This window comes from Vibrio sp. L5-1 (assembly GCF_021728315.1).
Lineage (GTDB): Bacteria > Pseudomonadota > Gammaproteobacteria > Enterobacterales > Vibrionaceae > Vibrio > Vibrio splendidus_K.
The window spans coordinates 18,593-35,299 of record NZ_JAKKCQ010000009.1; the positions used below are offsets into that span (position 1 = coordinate 18,593).

General features: G+C 44.7%; 13 protein-coding genes. All 13 read right to left on the bottom strand.

What is annotated here, in order from left to right:
- Positions 1-35 precede the first annotated feature (35 nt).
- Positions 36-827, bottom strand: a complete 792-nt coding sequence (locus L3V35_RS21960) for a DUF1338 domain-containing protein (RefSeq protein ID WP_171308874.1) — start codon at positions 825-827, stop codon at positions 36-38.
- A 257-nt stretch (positions 828-1,084) separates the two neighbouring features.
- Positions 1,085-2,542 (bottom strand): succinylglutamate-semialdehyde dehydrogenase, encoded by a 1,458-nt coding sequence (gene astD / locus L3V35_RS21965; RefSeq protein WP_017077626.1) that lies wholly within the window; start codon positions 2,540-2,542, stop codon positions 1,085-1,087.
- 39 nt (positions 2,543-2,581) lie between these two features.
- Complete coding sequence (gene astA / locus L3V35_RS21970) at positions 2,582-3,601, bottom strand: arginine N-succinyltransferase (RefSeq protein ID WP_065207399.1); 1,020 nt, start codon at positions 3,599-3,601, stop codon at positions 2,582-2,584.
- Between the two features lie 107 nt (positions 3,602-3,708).
- A complete protein-coding gene (locus tag L3V35_RS21975) occupies positions 3,709-4,920 on the bottom strand; it encodes an aspartate aminotransferase family protein (protein ID WP_004729655.1) in 1,212 nt (403 codons plus the stop codon).
- Between the two features lie 465 nt (positions 4,921-5,385).
- Positions 5,386-5,964, bottom strand: a complete 579-nt coding sequence (locus L3V35_RS21980; protein ID WP_237300665.1) for an aminodeoxychorismate/anthranilate synthase component II — start codon at positions 5,962-5,964, stop codon at positions 5,386-5,388.
- A 200-nt stretch (positions 5,965-6,164) separates the two neighbouring features.
- On the bottom strand, positions 6,165-9,134 hold the full coding sequence (locus L3V35_RS21985; protein WP_237300666.1) for an ExeM/NucH family extracellular endonuclease: 2,970 nt from the start codon (positions 9,132-9,134) through the stop codon (positions 6,165-6,167).
- Positions 9,135-9,650: 516 nt separating this feature from the next.
- Positions 9,651-10,667: a tryptophan--tRNA ligase gene (gene trpS, locus L3V35_RS21990; RefSeq protein ID WP_004729658.1), complete on the bottom strand. Its 1,017-nt coding sequence runs from the start codon at positions 10,665-10,667 to the stop codon at positions 9,651-9,653.
- Between the two features lie 176 nt (positions 10,668-10,843).
- Positions 10,844-11,530, bottom strand: coding sequence for a phosphoglycolate phosphatase (locus tag L3V35_RS21995; RefSeq protein WP_054548214.1), 687 nt, complete (start codon positions 11,528-11,530; stop codon positions 10,844-10,846).
- A 102-nt stretch (positions 11,531-11,632) separates the two neighbouring features.
- On the bottom strand, positions 11,633-12,307 hold the full coding sequence (rpe, locus tag L3V35_RS22000) for a ribulose-phosphate 3-epimerase (RefSeq protein ID WP_029222055.1): 675 nt from the start codon (positions 12,305-12,307) through the stop codon (positions 11,633-11,635).
- A 200-nt stretch (positions 12,308-12,507) separates the two neighbouring features.
- Positions 12,508-13,356, bottom strand: coding sequence for a Dam family site-specific DNA-(adenine-N6)-methyltransferase (locus tag L3V35_RS22005; protein ID WP_065207402.1), 849 nt, complete (start codon positions 13,354-13,356; stop codon positions 12,508-12,510).
- A gap of 69 nt (positions 13,357-13,425) precedes the next feature.
- Positions 13,426-14,943, bottom strand: coding sequence for an AAA family ATPase (locus tag L3V35_RS22010; protein WP_237300667.1), 1,518 nt, complete (start codon positions 14,941-14,943; stop codon positions 13,426-13,428).
- Between the two features lie 79 nt (positions 14,944-15,022).
- Positions 15,023-16,111: a 3-dehydroquinate synthase gene (gene aroB / locus L3V35_RS22015; RefSeq protein ID WP_004729663.1), complete on the bottom strand. Its 1,089-nt coding sequence runs from the start codon at positions 16,109-16,111 to the stop codon at positions 15,023-15,025.
- 25 nt (positions 16,112-16,136) lie between these two features.
- The gene (gene aroK / locus L3V35_RS22020) at positions 16,137-16,655 is read right to left on the bottom strand and encodes a shikimate kinase AroK (RefSeq protein WP_004729664.1); all 519 of its coding nucleotides are present in this window, start codon (positions 16,653-16,655) and stop codon (positions 16,137-16,139) included.
- Positions 16,656-16,707 lie beyond the last annotated feature (52 nt).

The window sequence follows — 16,707 nt, forward strand, 5'->3', positions numbered from 1 at the left end:
CATCTTTAGGGTGAAGCCCGTGCTCGTATCTTTCTTTAACCGTTGGTGCTCTCAAAGATCTTGTCAGCCGATGCTGCAACAAATCCTGTATAAAGCTCACCATTCGCCATCGCATAACGCTTAGCGAACTCGTAGAAGCCACCAGGAATCACCTCATTGCCTTCAACAAATGAAACTGGGACTTTGTCTGCCATTGTAGATGATTGCTCTAATAAGACCTCTGGAGAGCCTTTAACCTGACCGCCAGATGCATTGATAGTGAAACCTGAATCACTCAAATAGTCATTCACAGTCTGTACTTCATCGAACTCATTAAGCTGATTCACACTCACCGTAAAGTGGTTGGCACCGTAACCATGAGCCGCTAGCCAAGACGCGTATTCACTCTCTTTTGCTAGCACTTGGAAATCCGCGAAGCTCAGATCCCAAAGGCGACCACCAAACAAGAACTCATGGCCTTGAAGCTTGCTTACGTCCACTTGCTCAACCAACTTAGCAACGATCTGTTGTAAGTCACTTGAACACTCTTCTACCTTCAACTCACTAATGAACACTTTCGGTTGGTTTGGGTCTGGGTGCTCATAGTGCTTAGCCACTAGTTTCTTGCTTTCAAACAAGTAATCGCCACACGCTTTATAACCTAGCTCAAGAAAAGGCTTGGCCAGTGTTTCAATGCCCAGCGGTGCAACATTGAAAGTACGCAGTGCAATATGATCATTAATCAGGGCTTCGTCTTCTTTAAGCAGATGATGAACTTTCTCAGCCGATGGGCAAAGCCTGTGAATGTAATCGTCCCATAGTGATTTAAAGAGTAGATCGGGCGTCATGGTGACTCCTTGTCAGAGGTTCTAGCAAGCTAGTAATTTGGATTAGAGAGGGAGAGGCTGGACACAGGGTCAGCAGCCATCAGCCTGTGACATACTTGTTCTATTATTATCTACCGCCCAATCTAGGTGTCGGACGTGATGGAAAAAGGAAGCGATAACACCGCTTCCTCATTACACAATTAACGAATGAATCTGTTATTCATGAACCTAGAGCTCATAAGCTTATGATTCATGAACTTATAGCTTAAGAGCTTAAACTAAAGCTCAATACCTGGGCTAAATGTCGCTGGCAGTTGAGTTTCACCACCTTCCATTGATGCCATAGGGTAAGCACAGTAGTCAGCCGCGTAGTAAGCACTTGGGCGTAGGTTGCCTGAAGCACCTGGGCCACCAAATGGTGCATCACCACTTGCGCCTGTTAGCTGGCGGTTACGGTTAACAATACCTGCACGGATATGGTCAACGAAGTATTCCCATTCAGAATCGTCTGTTGAAACTAGGCCTGCAGACAAACCAAAGCGCGTGTCATTAGCCAATTCAACCGCTTGCTCTAGCGATTGGTAACGAACTACTTGCAGCAATGGACCGAAGTACTCTTCATCTGGTAATTCAGCAATGTTGGTTGCATCAATAATACCCGGAGAAACAAACGCCGCTTCACCCGCCTTTGCTTCTACTAGGCTTACACCGCCTAACGATTGCAGATTAGCTTGCGCGTCCAGAATGAATTTAGCCGCAGCTTCAGAAATTTGTGGCCCCATGAATGGTGCAGGCTCAGCGAATGGCTGATCGACACGAATCTTCAAGGTCGCAGCCACGAGCTTATCAAGCAGTTGATCGCCCTTCTCGCCAACAGGCACATACAAGCGACGTGCACATGTACAACGTTGGCCTGCACTGATGAAGGCCGACTGGATAATGGTATAAACCGTCGCGTCAGCATCACCAAATTGGTCAGTGATCACCATAGGGTTGTTGCCGCCCATCTCTAGCGCTAACATCTTGCCCGGTTGACCTGCGAATTGACGGTGAAGGATATGACCAGTATTGGCACTGCCCGTGAATAGCACGCCATCAAGACCTTTAGCATCCGCCAGTGCGATACCAGTTTCTTTAGCGCCTTGCACTAGGTTAATCACGCCAGCTGGAAGGCCTGCTTCTTGCCACAGTTTCATCGCAAACTCACCCGTCCAAGGTGTCTGCTCTGACGGCTTAAATACCACGGTATTACCCGATAGCAGTGCCGGAACAATATGACCGTTAGGTAGATGACCAGGGAAGTTGTAAGGACCAAATACCGCCATTACGCCTAATGGGCGATGACGCAGTACGATTTGGTTGCCTGCGGCTTCACGTGAAGCTTCACCCGTACGTTCGTGGTAAGCACGAATAGAGATAGCGATTTTACCCGCCATCGCACCCGCTTCAGTGCGAGTTTCCCAAATCGGTTTACCCGTCTCTTTTGCAATAATCTGTGCAATCTCTTCGCTGTTCTCTTTTACCTTCTCAGCAAAGTTCAACACGATCGCTTCACGCTCTGCAAAGCTGAGTTTTTTCCAAACTAAGAACGCGTCACGAGCCGCTGCTACTGCAGATTCAACCTGCGCTGGTGTTGCACTATCGCCTTGCCACACGACTTCATTGTTGTATGGGCTTACTGATGTCATGGCGTCGCCTTGACCTGCCACCCACTGTCCTGCTATCCACTGAGTCATACTTCTATCCTTAAAATCTTCGACAGATAATCGCCGCTCTTATTGAGCCAACATGCGAACGAATTCGCCTTCTTTTACTTCAAGAGCGCTTGCTACTTCAGATGATAAAATCACTGTGTCGCTAGCTTGGTCATACGCGCCTTTCGCGGCTACTGCGCGGAAGTTCTCAAACGAGGTATTACCAATTAGGAAGTCTTTAGAGCTTGAATGCTCTGCAATTGTCACTTGAGCTCGAATCGCATGACGCACTGATTCGATATTTCTTAGATCACACTCAACCGTTGGGCCCCCATCAAAGATGTCGACATAGCCACGGTTGGTGAAACCTTCACGTTCCAGCAACTTAAGTGCAGGGCGCGTATTGTCATGAACCACTCCAATTACTGCCTGAGCTTCTTTGCTCAGTAGGTTCACATAGATAGGTAACTTCGGCATTAGGTCAGCAATGAAGCCTTTCTTACCAATACCCGTTAGATAATCAGCGAGCGTAAAATCAATCGAGAAGAAATGCTCTTGCAGCCATTTCCAGAAAGGAGAGTTACCTTCTGCATCTGATACGCCACGCATCTCAGCAAAAATCGTTTTCGAGAAACGCTCTGGGTGTTCTGACATGATCAAGAAGCGACACTTAGACATCAAACGACCATTCAATCCACCACGGAAAGCAGGACGTAAGAACAGTGTGCAGATTTCACTGCATCCGGTGTAGTTATTGCCGAAAGTAAGTAGCTTCACGACGTTATTAACGCCAAGCTTCTGCGATGAGTGAACCACTTTGCTGATGTGGTAAGAGTAAAACGGAACATCCCAGCCAATTGAGGCTTCGATGCCTGTGGTACCTGCGACTTCTCCGGTTTCGGTATCAAAGCCAACCATTAGGTAGCCTTCATCACCAGGTTCAGTCACATCTTGTTTAGCAAAGCTGTATTCAGAATGAGTAATACGGTTGGTTAACAGTTCTTCGTTAACCGGAAGAGATGTGAATCCGTGACCAGATTCAACCGCGCAGGTATGCAACGCATCGTAATCAGATAATTTTATTGGGCGAACAACTAGCATCAATATTCCCTCCAGATGCAAAACAGGCCCAAAACGAGAATCTTGGGCCTTTAGCAGTACGTCATGGGATCGCTCTAATGGCGATCATTCCTATGACGCCGCTCAGGCTAAACTAGCGTAGCGATTGCTTTGTCTAGTTTTGATAAACCTTCTTCAATTTCTTGTGTAGTGATAACCAATGATGGCGTGAAACGAACCACGTTTGCACCCGCAACCAGTACCATCAAGCCTTGTTCGCCTGCTGCTACTAATACATCACGAGCACGACCTTGCCATGCTTCATTAAGTGCAGCACCTAGCAATAAGCCTTTACCGCGAACTTCACTGAATATTTGGTATTTGTCGTTAATCTTAGCTAAACCATCACGGAACATTGCTTCACGTTCTTTCACGCCAGCTAGCGTTTCCGGTTGGCTAACGACATCAACAACCGCTTCAGCAACGGCACACGCCAGTGGGTTGCCGCCGTAAGTAGAACCGTGCGTACCGACTTTTAGGTGTGTCGCGAGTTCGGTAGTCGTTAGCATTGCACCGATTGGGAAACCGCCACCTAGTGATTTCGCTGTGCTTAGAATATCAGGTGTCACTCCTAGGCCTTGGTAAGCGTAAAAGTTACCCGTACGGCCATTACCCGTTTGCACTTCATCAAAGATAAGCAGTGCATTGTGTTTGTCACACAGTTCACGAACTGTGTTCACGAACTCAGATGTTGGAGAGATGATACCGCCCTCGCCTTGTAGAGGTTCCATCATGATTGCACATGTGCGATCTGAGATGTGCGCTTCTAGCGCGGCAATATCGTTGTAAGGCAGGTGAGTTACATCGCCCGGTTTAGGACCGAAGCCATCAGAGTAAGCCTCTTGACCACCCACCGTTACGGTAAAGAAAGTACGACCGTGGAAACCTTGTTTGAATGCAATGATTTCAGACTTCTCAGGACCGTGAACATCCGCTGCCCAACGACGAGCTAGCTTCAATGCAGCTTCGTTCGCTTCTGCACCAGAGTTGGCAAAGAATACTTTTTCTGCAAAACATACGTCTGTTAGCTTCTTCGCTAGACGTAATGCAGGTTCATTGGTCATGACATTACTTAAATGCCAAATCTTGTTTGCTTGCTCAGTAACTGCGTTAACCATTGCTGGGTGACAGTGACCCAAACAGCTCACAGCGATACCACCAGCAAAGTCGATATATTCTCGGCCTTGTTGGTCCCAAACGCGTGCGCCTTCCCCTTTTACCGGAATCATTTCCATTGGGTTATAACAAGGCACCATCACCTCATTAAACAGACTACGTTCTACTTTTTTTTCCACTGTCATCGTACATTCCTTTTCGATACCGCAAGCTTCGCAAATAAGCGTACTGGTTCATAAGTGAGACAAAGATATTTTCTCTCGCCATAATCCCGCTGCAGCATTATATTTACATTTAATTAACGTTTTCAATAGTAGATTATTCTTTAGCTATCCCTAACAACCAGCTAAACGTCACTACCTATGACTATTTATGCATCAATTAATCTGTTTTATGAAGCTTTTTTTACCTAAGCGTATAACCTGAAACGGCAAAGCCTTACTGGCATTGCGGTATATTGGGTTCAAGACGAAATAAGGCGAATAATTTTGCATAGGCTAAAAACTTAGCCTTAAGAGGGAGAAATGTTATAAAAAGTGATCAGCGTCAGAGGAGTAAGAGACGCGTAGCGCCCGAATTTAAACGCTTAACAAATGGACTAACAGGTTTAACTGGCTTATTTAGGCGGAGAAAGGGTCAAATTTAAACACTCAACGCGCTAAGAAGTTAGCGAGAAGCTGGTGTCCTTGCTCTGTTTTAATCGACTCAGGGTGAAATTGCACCGCATCAATCGGCAAGGTTTTGTGTTGATACCCCATGATCTCATCCATGCTGCCATCTTCAAATTCCGTCCAAGACGTCAGTTCAAAGCAGTCAGGTAGCGTGCCATTTTTCACCACTAGGGAATGGTAACGTGTCACAGTTAGAGGGTTATTAAGCCCTTGAAAAACGCTCTTATCATTGTGGCGTATTGGAGAGGTTTTACCGTGCATCACTTGTCTAGCTCTTACCACTTCACCACCAAACACTTGAGCAATGGCTTGATGACCAAGACACACACCTAAGATCGGCAGTTTACCCACGAAGTGTTCAATGACTTGTAGAGAGATTCCCGCATCATCAGGCGTACAAGGACCTGGCGAGATAACTAAATGGCTAGGATTCAGCGCTTCAATACCGACAATATCAATCTCATCGTTGCGAACAACTTTTACAGTGACCCCTAACTCACAGAAATACTGATACAAGTTATAGGTAAAAGAGTCGTAGTTATCGATGATAAGTAACATGGGTCGAAATCGTTTGCTAAATACTAAATGATTGGGAGATATAGGGGCGGTATTGTGCAATACCCATGGCGAAAGGCAAGTGGAAACTGCATTTCGCCAATAATTAAGGCCAACCTAAGTTGACCTTAATTGTTTACAGATAGCCTTAAGTTATCTGAATTGGCTTGCTTGTATAGCAAGCCAATCTATTTGTGATTGAGCTACTTGCGACGACGCCACATTGCTAAACCAAATAGTGACATCAGAGCACCGAAGCCAAATGAACCGCCAACATTAACCTCTGGTTCGGTAGGAGTGGTGGGGGTAGTGTCTGACTTCTCAACAGTAACTTCGCGCTCAGAGCTGAACTTAACCGTTTCACCAGTAGAGTCAGTCAATTTTTCTTGCAGTAGGTACTGCCCTTGCTCTAATTCTTCGTTAAATTCAACATTAACACTTCGAGCATCAATATCAGCCTGGTCCAAAGTCACACTAGCAGAGTAACCTTGAGCTTCAGAGTTGGATGAGGCAGCTTGAATTGCCCCAGTTAGAGTTAAGCTGACCGTCACAATATCATTCACGGCTGCATTTGGTGGCAGACGAACTTCAACTGCGAACTTCTCACCCGAGCTAGGCAAATCAAGATCAGTGTTAGGGAAGTCTATAGCAATGATCACTGGGTCATGGTCCGACGCTGAGAATGCATCTTTGTACTTCGGCATATCACCAGTGTACTTGCTACTATATTCGAACAAGTTACTTTCTAGCGAGTTAATGTGCCAATCTTCAATAGCAACCACTTTTTGAGCCAAACTACTGCTCGCCAATGCATGATCCAAGTTACCTAACTCACCAGAATAAGTGTATGAAAAAGTATCAGCTCCGTGTAGTACCGTATTCAAATTGTGGTAACCGTAACCCTGTTGGATTTGCGTTTTTTCTACCTGAAGCTCGCCACCATTTAATGTTGTGTAAGACGCAGTGTATATATCACGCTCGTATTTCTCTTTTGAGTAGTCCGTTAAAGTTAATAAAGGATCTTCCATACCGTAAGCATTCAGATCACCCATTACCAACATATCACCTTGAATATCTTTCAACGCTTCACCAACAACATGAGCAGCCGAAACACGGAAGTTATTACAATTTCCTTGAAGGTCAGTTGGCTCTGAATCTTCAACACCTGCGATCCACTCTTCAATACACTCAGAACCTTTCGATTTAAAGTGGTTAACTACAATCGAAAGATCTTCACCCGTCTCTTGCACAGTAAAGGTTTGCAACAAACTATGACGTTGATATTTATCGTATGAAGGGTTATTTTCAGCACCTTCATTACGAGTTATTGTATTCTCCTCAATGTGTTGCTCAGGAGTCACAATGACTTTAGCCGCTTGCTTTGGCGTCACTGCCTTGGCACGGTACAAGATAGCAACCATGATTGCATCGCTACCAAAGTACTCACCTTGATACCTATCTTGATCAGAAATCTCAACATAAGTGTAATGCTCATCGACGTCATCAATCTCAGTGTTCAATGCATTAACTAGGTTGTTCAAAGCACTATCGTCACCGAAACCGTTGTTCTCTATTTCCATTAGACCAATAATGTCTGCATCCATTTTGCTCATCGCTGCAACGATTTTTGCTTGTTGAATTAAGAATTCATCAAGGTTTGTTGCACCCCTGTTTTGCCCAGTTGGATTATCATGACCACTGTCAGCAACAGAGGTGAAATAATTGAGAACATTAAAACTCGCTACACGTAGATCAGACTCAGCAATCGATGGGGCCGCTTTTCGAGCTACGTCGAAATTATCACCTGATGTCACAAAGTTTGTGTTATTTACCTCATTTGTGGCGATCAAACGATATTCGTTGTAACTGTAACTGACCACACCATGTAGACCCTCAACACGAGAACCAAGGCGAATATGTTGCTCAGAAGAACCATCTTGATCAGCATCTTGGCCAAATTCTGGGTAATAAGGAATTTGACCGTTAGCCGCTTTGCCATCAGATTCTAAGAACACGCGATTGCTTGCATTCTCTTTTGCTCGCTCAGTCGCACCTTCACTTTCTGCCGCATGCAGTTGAGTTGGTTTAAGTAAAGGCGCTTGATATGACAGCATCATATTGTTGCGCTTTGAATCATAGTCATAAGAAAAATTACGTGTAACAAACAAATCGCTTGCTGAGCTCAATTCAACTTGCATTCCTTCGTGACGCTCTAGCGCATCACGCAAGGTTTCTCCTTCTTTGATGTTCAGTTTCGTAACAAGAGGGATATCGGACTCTCCCGTCTTAATGTAGCTATTTGCATCAGAGGAAAGCTGAGTACTACTATAATACTCTTGGATTTTACCTTTCACACACACAACATCGCCCGGCTTTAAGTCTGTATCTGCTGTATCGGTATGAATAAATAAGCCTTCGGAAGTCTTATCATTATTATCGTTCTCGATAGCCTGCAGATAGAAACCTTTTGTTAAACCAGTGGTTACAGCACTGACAACACCAGTCACAAAGTGATCTTCTTCTGTAATGTACGGGTAACCATCAATGAGTGGAGAGGAGCCTTCTTCACCCTGAATATCTTGAATGGTTGTGAAGGTAGGTTGTTGTTCATCGACTTCACAAACAAACGGAACTGGCGGTTCAACGGTATTTAAATCTCCAAGACCATCAATATTATCTTTCGCGAATGCAGTCCATTGTGCAGCTTGGTAAGTCGTAGAGGGAATTAAGGCATCACTATTACGAACCAGAGTGGTATCTTTACCAAAATCAACATCCCCCATAACACCAAGAATGTCGTGTACTTCGCCATCTTTGAGTAATGCTAATGGGTCATCACCGTTGAAATTAGCAACACTTTTATCTGTAAAGTCGGCAATAGCTGTAATCGCGTCGCTCGAGTCACCATGAGCAACAACATATACTTGGTTCGCTTGCAAAGTCACTTGGCTTAGGTCTGTTTTACTCCCCCAATTACCATCGCCATTCGACGATTTAGCCAATTCATAACCGGTCAAGGTTACCGCTGCATCACCCGTATTCGCGATTTCTACCGCTTTATTATATGAACTACCTTCAACATACTGGGAAAGAATAATTTCAGCACTAGCATTGGCACTGAGCGCGCTAGCGATTGTCAGAGCAAGTAAAGAGGGTTTGATTAACGTGTCCATTGTCGTACCTGATATTTATTTGAATACAAACTAAGCCCTAAGCAGAGAGCCCACCATTTGCGCTTACTATCAGGCTTATTTATGAAACAAATAAGAAAGAGCAACAAAAGCCGTGAAATCAATCACATGTGAATGTTAAGAATTATGCCAGAGCTGCTCATTTAAACAATTTTTGTAACAAATATATCAATTACCTAAATCAAAGCTAATAATTAGAGTCAATGCTCAGCTTTGTATTTCTTATTATGTTAGGTGGGTTGAACAATAAGATAGCCAATCTAATCTTTTAGAACTGGTGCTGATCGCGCGTACGATTTAGAACTAAACGAACCAATACCCTAAGCAGAATAAACGATACAGCCCATTACGTAGTTTAATTAAAACTCTACTTTACCTTGTAGGCAGAAATGAACCATATGACACAGGCACTCCTCCATTGATATCTCACCGACAATCGACATAAAAAAAGCCCCACCAATGGTGGAGCTCTAAAATTTGATTATCGTCTCATAGGGGCTACGGGCGAGTAACAAAACCTACCGCTTCGTATGCTTTTTTCAGCGTTACGGCAGCGCGCTCAGAGGCTTTTTCAGCACCCGCTTTCATTACTGCATCCATATAAGCACGGTCAGCACGGATACGATGGTATTCAGCTTGGATTGGCTCAAGCATCTCAACCAATGCTGCGCCTACATCTTTCTTGAACGGACCGTACATTTCAACACCTTGGTATTGCGCTTCGATCTCTTCGAACGTTTTACCCGTCGCAGCAGAGTACAGACCCATTAGGTTAGAGATACCCGCTTTGTTTTCCCAATCATGGGCAATACGTGGTGGTGTTTCTGCGTCAGTCTGCGCTTTGTTGATCTTCTTGATGATCGACTTCGGCTCTTCTAACAGAGTAATCACGTTCTTACGGTTGTCATCCGACTTAGACATCTTCTTAGTCGCATCTTGCAGGCTCATCACACGTGCATTCACTGTTGGAATGTAAGGTTCTGGTACTTGGAAGATTGGCGTTTCAGGGCCGTAGATGTTGTTAAAGCGATTTGCGATATCACGCGCTAGCTCTAGATGTTGTTTCTGGTCGCTACCTACTGGCACTTGGTGAGCACCGTAAAGCAGGATGTCTGCAGCCATCAACACTGGGTAGTCGTATAGGCCTACGTTTACGTCATTTGAGTGACGTGCAGACTTATCTTTAAACTGAGTCATACGGCTCAGTTCACCCATTTGTGTGTAACAGTTAAGAAGCCAACCAAGTTGAGCATGCTCTGGTACGTGTGACTGAACAAATAGCGTGCTCTTCTTTGGATCAACACCGACAGCAAGACAGATTGCTAATGCGTCTAGAGTCGCTTCATGCAGTGCTTTCGGATCTTGGCGAACCGTAATTGCGTGAAGGTCTACAACACAGTATTGGCAATCGTAATCATCTTGCATCTGTTGCCATTGACGTAGAGCACCCAAGTAGTTACCGATACTTAGTTCACCAGATGGTTGAACACCACTCAATACGATGGGCTTGCTCATGGTTTTAATTCCTTTGCTTGTTCGCTAAGCTCGTTAACTTAGTTTCTTAACGTAGTATCTGAAAAACTTAGCTTCTTAACTTTAAAATAGAAAAGCCGCACAGCTCTTCTGTACGGCTCATCCAGTGTACTCATTGATAAGTATTTTGCTAGTAGGTTAGCTAACTTTTGTCCGCTTTATGCTGAAACTAGAACGACATCTAGTAATTGTGCAATGTTGTCTGCGACATAGTCAGGGTTTGATACTGAAATCGGCTCACCGTGGTTATAACCGTAAGTCAGACCAAACGAGTGGCAGCCTGCGTTCTTAGCCGCTTTGATGTCGTTGCTTGAATCGCCTACCATCAGCATCTCTTCAGCCTTCACATTATGCTTTTCCAGCAACCAGTTCAGCGCTACTGGGTTCGGTTTCTTCTCTGGGAAAGAGTCGCCACCCAACACATCAACAAAGTACTTATCGATACCGTGCTGCGCCAGAACATCTGGTACAAATTTCGAAGGCTTGTTGGTGACAAGAGCCATGGTGAAGCCCGCTTTGTCTAGCTCAGCTAACGTCTCTTTAACCGATGGATAAAGGTGACTCAGCTTATGCCCGCCCTGCTCGTAGAAATCATCAAACAGGATACGCGCTTTCTTCAAAAGATCAGGCTCAAGGCTTGGATCCACCGTAAGATTACGGCTCAATGAACGTCCAATAAGAACATCAGCACCATTACCCACATAGTCGCGAACTTGTTCTTCGCTTACTGAAGAAAAACCCAGTTCCTGACAAGCTTGGTCAGCGGCGACAGCCAAATCAGGCACGCTATCTAACAAGGTTCCATCCAAATCAAAGGCAATCAGTTTTATTGAGCTTAATGACATCTTACTTTCCTATTTATTATGTTCGTCTTATGAGTTGAGCTCCAAGACGTAAAAAAGGGGCCAATTAGCCCCTTAATATTCAATCTATCTGTAGTTTTACGATTATGCGTTTACTTTTGCAAGCTCTGCACGCATCTCATCAATCACTTCTTTGTAATCTGGTTGATTGAAGATAGCTGAACCGGCAACGAACATATCTGCGCCCGCTTCTGCGATTTCACGGATATTATCTACCTTCACGCCGCCATCAATCTCTAGGCGGATATCACGGCCTGACTCATCAATAAGTTTACGAACAGCGCGCAGCTTATCAAGAGTATGAGGAATGAAAGATTGACCGCCAAAGCCAGGGTTCACTGACATCAGTAGAATCATGTCGACTTTGTCTAGGATGTAATCAAGGCAAGAAAGTGGCGTTGCTGGGTTCAATACTACGCCTGCTTTACAGCCGTGTTCTTTAATTAGCTGTAGAGTACGATCAACGTGCTCAGACGCTTCAACGTGGAAGGTAATCATTGATGCACCGGCTTTAGCAAACTCAGGTACGATGCTGTCTACTGGCTTAACCATTAGGTGAACATCGATTGGAGCTGTGATGCCGTAGTCTCGCAGCGCTTTACAGATCGGAGCACCAAAAGTCAGGTTGGGTACGTAGTGGTTATCCATCACATCGAAGTGCACAACATCGGCACCGGCTGCGAGTACTTTTTCTACGTCTTCACCAAGACGAGCAAAATCTGCAGACAAAATCGATGGAGCGATTAGAAAATCTTTCATACCAAACCTCTTAAGAGTGAGTAAATTGCGAATATCACCGCCTTGTGACATCTCGTACACGAATACAAGACTCAATCCCAAGACTATTTGGTGTGCAATTCTACCTAAGCACCTAAGCAGATTCTAGCAGTTCGAAAGATTAGTTTATGAAAGTACCCGTTGGTCACTCAATTTAATGAGTTTGGGGATTATGCTGACGACTACAATTCTGTTGAAACGTGTTGCTGGTTTTTCTCTTTATGAAAAAGTGCCAGTAACTCATCAACTTTATTACGCCCTGCGCCATTACGGCTAATGGTGCGCTTAACTTTGACCACGTTCAGTTCCGCACCATGGTATAAACGGCGCGTTAAGGTCGTATCATGGTTTGAAATCAAGACAGGAATGCCTCGTTCCATTGCCGCTCTTTCTGCAACATCAGCCAAGGCCGCTTGATCATCTAAGCTGAAGCCATTACCCGCATAAGAGGTAAAGTTAGCAGTACTAGACAATGGCGCATAAGGAGGATCACAATAAACCACACAGCCTTTACGGGCGCGGCTAAAGGTCTCGCTATACCCTTCACAAACAAACGTCGCTTTCTTCGCTTTCTCAGCAAAAAACTCCAACTCAGCTTCTGGAAAATAAGGTTTTTTATAAGAACCAAATGGAACGTTAAAACCGCCCTTCTTGTTGTAACGACACAGGCCATTGAAGCCAAATCGGTTCATGTACAAGAAAGCTAACGAGCGATACATGACGTTATCTGTACCATTGAACTCAGCGCGAACATCTAAGAACACTTCTCTACGGTTATTCTCCGGACAGAACCAACGCTTCGCTTCAGTGATATAGGTTTCAGGATCGGTTTTAAGTAGATTGTATAGGTTGATAAGATCGGGATTGATATCTGCAAGCAGGTACTGTTCAAAATCAGTATTCAGAAATACTGAGCCGGCACCGACAAACGGTTCTACCAATTTACGAGCAGGTGGCAGGTGACGTTGGATGTCTTCAACTAGGCCATATTTACCACCAGCCCATTTTAGAAAGGCACGCTGCTTTTTCATTTACTGCTCTATCTATCAACTCAAAAATAAGGCTGCGGAATGTAACATATTTTGAGGCTAAGCTCAGGGTTATTTCGCACGTTCTATCTCTCGATGCACTTGATTCATCGATTTTGCCCAAGGTTCCAACTGCTGAAGTGGTTTTGATAACGCACTTACGGCATCTCGCGCGACTTGAATCGTTGGATAATCTTGATAAGTGATAATAAACCACTTAGTGTCATTGCGAAGTGTTGGGTAAATACGAACCTTGTCTTCGACTTCATATTCTTCAATAAAAGACTGAACATCTTCTAATGACGTCATCGCGCTCAACTGTAAGGTATACGCGCGTGGCGAGATAGCTTGTAACTCTTCGCGAGCAAATGAGAAGGTGATCTTTTTCGTCGGCGGTGTTGATTCCGTTAGGTCAGTATCTTCATCAACTGAAGCTTGTGACTCGTTTTTCGCCGCATCAGGTTGCGCGCTAACCGCGGCACCTGTATTTTCTTCTACGGCAGCATCAATCGCACTGGTATCGGCACTTTTCGGCTTGTCATCAAGCAAGGCATCAACCACATCAGAAGTAATCACCACACGTTGCTGATCTTGTTTCACCTCGCCAACACTGGCTGTACCTTCCACCACAACCGGTGGTAAAGATGAACTGTCATCGTCAGCACCTTGATAGCTCATGTCAGCTTCGGCTTCAGAATCTGAAGATCCGTCGACTCCGGCTTGCTCGGTACCACTTTCCACTTCAAACGTTGGGATAGCGGTTTGTTCGATGGGAGCGATAAGTGATTGCGCTTTATCGTCAGGGGTTGGTTGACTGAACATCCACCAATAGCCACCACCAATTAAAACCAACAACAAGGCCACCACAATCGCGATATTGATGGGTGAGCCAATAATTGAGCGAATAATAATCCTTTTTTCCACTTTCAATTCTCCTAAAGCCATTAACTCGCCGGGCAAAGGTTGCGCTTTATTAAACGCACGTCGCACGCGAGTTTCAGACTCATCATCAACATATCGAATCACTAGAGATTCAAAGAAATGTTCCGCTTCTGGTTGAGAAAGATCATCGATTTCGAGGTCGATAGGCTTGTGTGGTTGCCCGTAACTAAGACGTGTTAGTAGCGTGTCTAGATGGCCAATTTCCGAGAAGAGAACGATATTAATCGTCCATTGAGGGTTTGATTGAGCTTCAAGTACCAACATCCATAATTCGGATACCAATAGCTCAGACAGTCGATGGGCATCATCTACAACGATAACCACATTACACGACTCTCCATCCAGTAGCCTTGCGAGGCTATCTGATAAAGAATCATGTTGATTAAACAGGGGATCAGAAACAATTTGGCTAAGAATAAGCGCGCGACGTTGTTGATCGTCTTGGCTTGGGTGACAAAGCAGTAAGCACTGATTTTTTTCTGTCGACCACGCCTCAAGATAACGTTGAGCCAACCAAGATCGGCCAGAGCCAGCTTTGCCCGCAACCGTTACAAGGTTTGAACCAAAGTTAGTCAAAAGCTGTAAGCGCTCTAGCAGCTCAACTTGAGACTCTAACTCTAATACTCTTAATTCATGAGCCAAACTCATTGGGGATCCCTACTGATAAGATCGATCAGTAAAACGCTTCAGCTGCCTAGAGTTTAGCTAGGCAACCTCACAACCAAATTTAAAGAGTACGGCAGAAATCAATCGCTTGTTTAATGATGTCTTGAGGCACATCAGCGACCACTTCAGCGGTACCAATACTTGTTGGTAATACCAAACGTAACTGACCAGACAGCACTTTTTTATCACGCATCATGTGCTTCATAAAGTCTTCAAAAGACATGCTTTCTGGCGTATGGATTGGCAGTTTCGCATTCTTGAGTATAGAAATAATTCGCTCAAGTTGCTGCTGAGAGATCAGTCCCTGTAATTGAGCGGTTTTCGCTGCCATTACAGTGCCTGACGACACAGCTTCACCATGTAGCCAATTACCATAGCCTAGTTCTGCTTCGATCGCATGACCAAATGTATGACCTAGGTTCAATAACGCTCTGATTCCTGACTCTTTTTCATCTATAGCAACCACTTCAGCCTTAATTGCACAACAACGAGCAATCGCGGTAATCAGAGCATCTTCATCAAGTTGATAAAGTTTCTCTAGATTCTGTTCCAACCAATCAAAGAAGACTTCATCGTAAATGATGCCGTATTTGATCACCTCAGCAATGCCCGCTGCGAACTCACGCTCAGGAAGCGTTGATAGGCAGTTAGTATCGATGATGACAGATTTTGGTTGGTAAAAAGCGCCGATCATATTCTTGCCAAGAGGATGGTTCACTGCAGTTTTACCACCTACAGAGGAGTCCACTTGAGAAAGAAGGGTCGTCGGGATTTGAATGAAATCAATACCGCGCTGGTAGCAAGAGGCAGCAAAACCGACCAAATCACCGATAACACCACCACCCAAAGCAATCACCACCACATCGCGGCTGTAATTTCCTTCAAGCATGTAGCTCATCACTGAGTTGAACGTTTCAAGTGTTTTGTATTGCTCACCGTCTGGCAACTCTAAAAGAGAAGTTTGACAGCCTACTTGATCCAACAACGATAAAATTTTATCGGCATAAAGAGGCGCTACTGTCACATTACTGATAACAACAACTTTCTGTTTGCCTGATAAAAAAGAAAGGTACGCCGGGTCTTCAAATAACCCGGCGCCAATAGAGATAGGGTAGCTACGCTCAGCTAGATTGACCGTAATCCGTTCCATGGGTTTGCTCTCCGAAAAAATGAACTTAACGTTCTTCTAGCATTTTTACGATCTGGTTGGCTACCACTTTTGCACTTTGATCGTCGGTACGAACTGTGTAGTCCGCCACTTCGTCGTATAGTGCGTTGCGAGATACAGCTAGATCTTCTAGCACATCACGCGGGTTGTCTGTTTGAAGTAGAGGGCGTTTCTTGTCGCGGTTAGTGCGAGCAAGTTGCTTTTCAATTGTTGTTTCTAGGTATACAACAATGCCTCGTGCAGATAGACGGTTACGGTTTTCTTTGCTCAGCACTGAACCACCGCCTGTCGCAAGAACAATACCTTGTTCTTCTGTCAGATCGTTGATTACAGATTCTTCGCGCTTACGGAAACCATCTTCGCCCTCAACATCAAAAACCCATGCGATGTCTGCGCCAGTGCGCTCTTCGATCACAGTGTCAGAGTCTAGAAACTCCATATGAAGTTGGGAAGCTAGGTGTCTACCAATTGTACTTTTGCCGGCGCCCATTGGGCCAACAAGAAAAATATTGCGTTTCTCAGCCATGTTTTTAGCAGTAATTTACAACGTTAATTCAATGACATCGCCACAAGGTAGG

What these genes read in the sequence shown, in the direction of transcription:
- aroB (WP_004729663.1), bottom strand. Translation starts at nt 16,111, where the DNA reads ATGGAACGGATTACGGTCAATCTAGCTGAGCGTAGCTACCCTATCTCT.
- aroK (WP_004729664.1), bottom strand. Translation starts at nt 16,655, where the DNA reads ATGGCTGAGAAACGCAATATTTTTCTTGTTGGCCCAATGGGCGCCGGC.
- L3V35_RS21960 (WP_171308874.1), bottom strand. Translation starts at nt 827, where the DNA reads ATGACGCCCGATCTACTCTTTAAATCACTATGGGACGATTACATTCAC.
- L3V35_RS21980 (WP_237300665.1), bottom strand. Translation starts at nt 5,964, where the DNA reads ATGTTACTTATCATCGATAACTACGACTCTTTTACCTATAACTTGTAT.
- trpS (WP_004729658.1), bottom strand. Translation starts at nt 10,667, where the DNA reads ATGAGCAAGCCCATCGTATTGAGTGGTGTTCAACCATCTGGTGAACTA.
- L3V35_RS21975 (WP_004729655.1), bottom strand. Translation starts at nt 4,920, where the DNA reads ATGACAGTGGAAAAAAAAGTAGAACGTAGTCTGTTTAATGAGGTGATG.
- rpe (WP_029222055.1), bottom strand. Translation starts at nt 12,307, where the DNA reads ATGAAAGATTTTCTAATCGCTCCATCGATTTTGTCTGCAGATTTTGCT.
- L3V35_RS21995 (WP_054548214.1), bottom strand. Translation starts at nt 11,530, where the DNA reads ATGTCATTAAGCTCAATAAAACTGATTGCCTTTGATTTGGATGGAACC.
- L3V35_RS22010 (WP_237300667.1), bottom strand. Translation starts at nt 14,943, where the DNA reads ATGAGTTTGGCTCATGAATTAAGAGTATTAGAGTTAGAGTCTCAAGTT.
- L3V35_RS21985 (WP_237300666.1), bottom strand. Translation starts at nt 9,134, where the DNA reads ATGGACACGTTAATCAAACCCTCTTTACTTGCTCTGACAATCGCTAGC.
- astA (WP_065207399.1), bottom strand. Translation starts at nt 3,601, where the DNA reads ATGCTAGTTGTTCGCCCAATAAAATTATCTGATTACGATGCGTTGCAT.
- astD (WP_017077626.1), bottom strand. Translation starts at nt 2,542, where the DNA reads ATGACTCAGTGGATAGCAGGACAGTGGGTGGCAGGTCAAGGCGACGCC.
- L3V35_RS22005 (WP_065207402.1), bottom strand. Translation starts at nt 13,356, where the DNA reads ATGAAAAAGCAGCGTGCCTTTCTAAAATGGGCTGGTGGTAAATATGGC.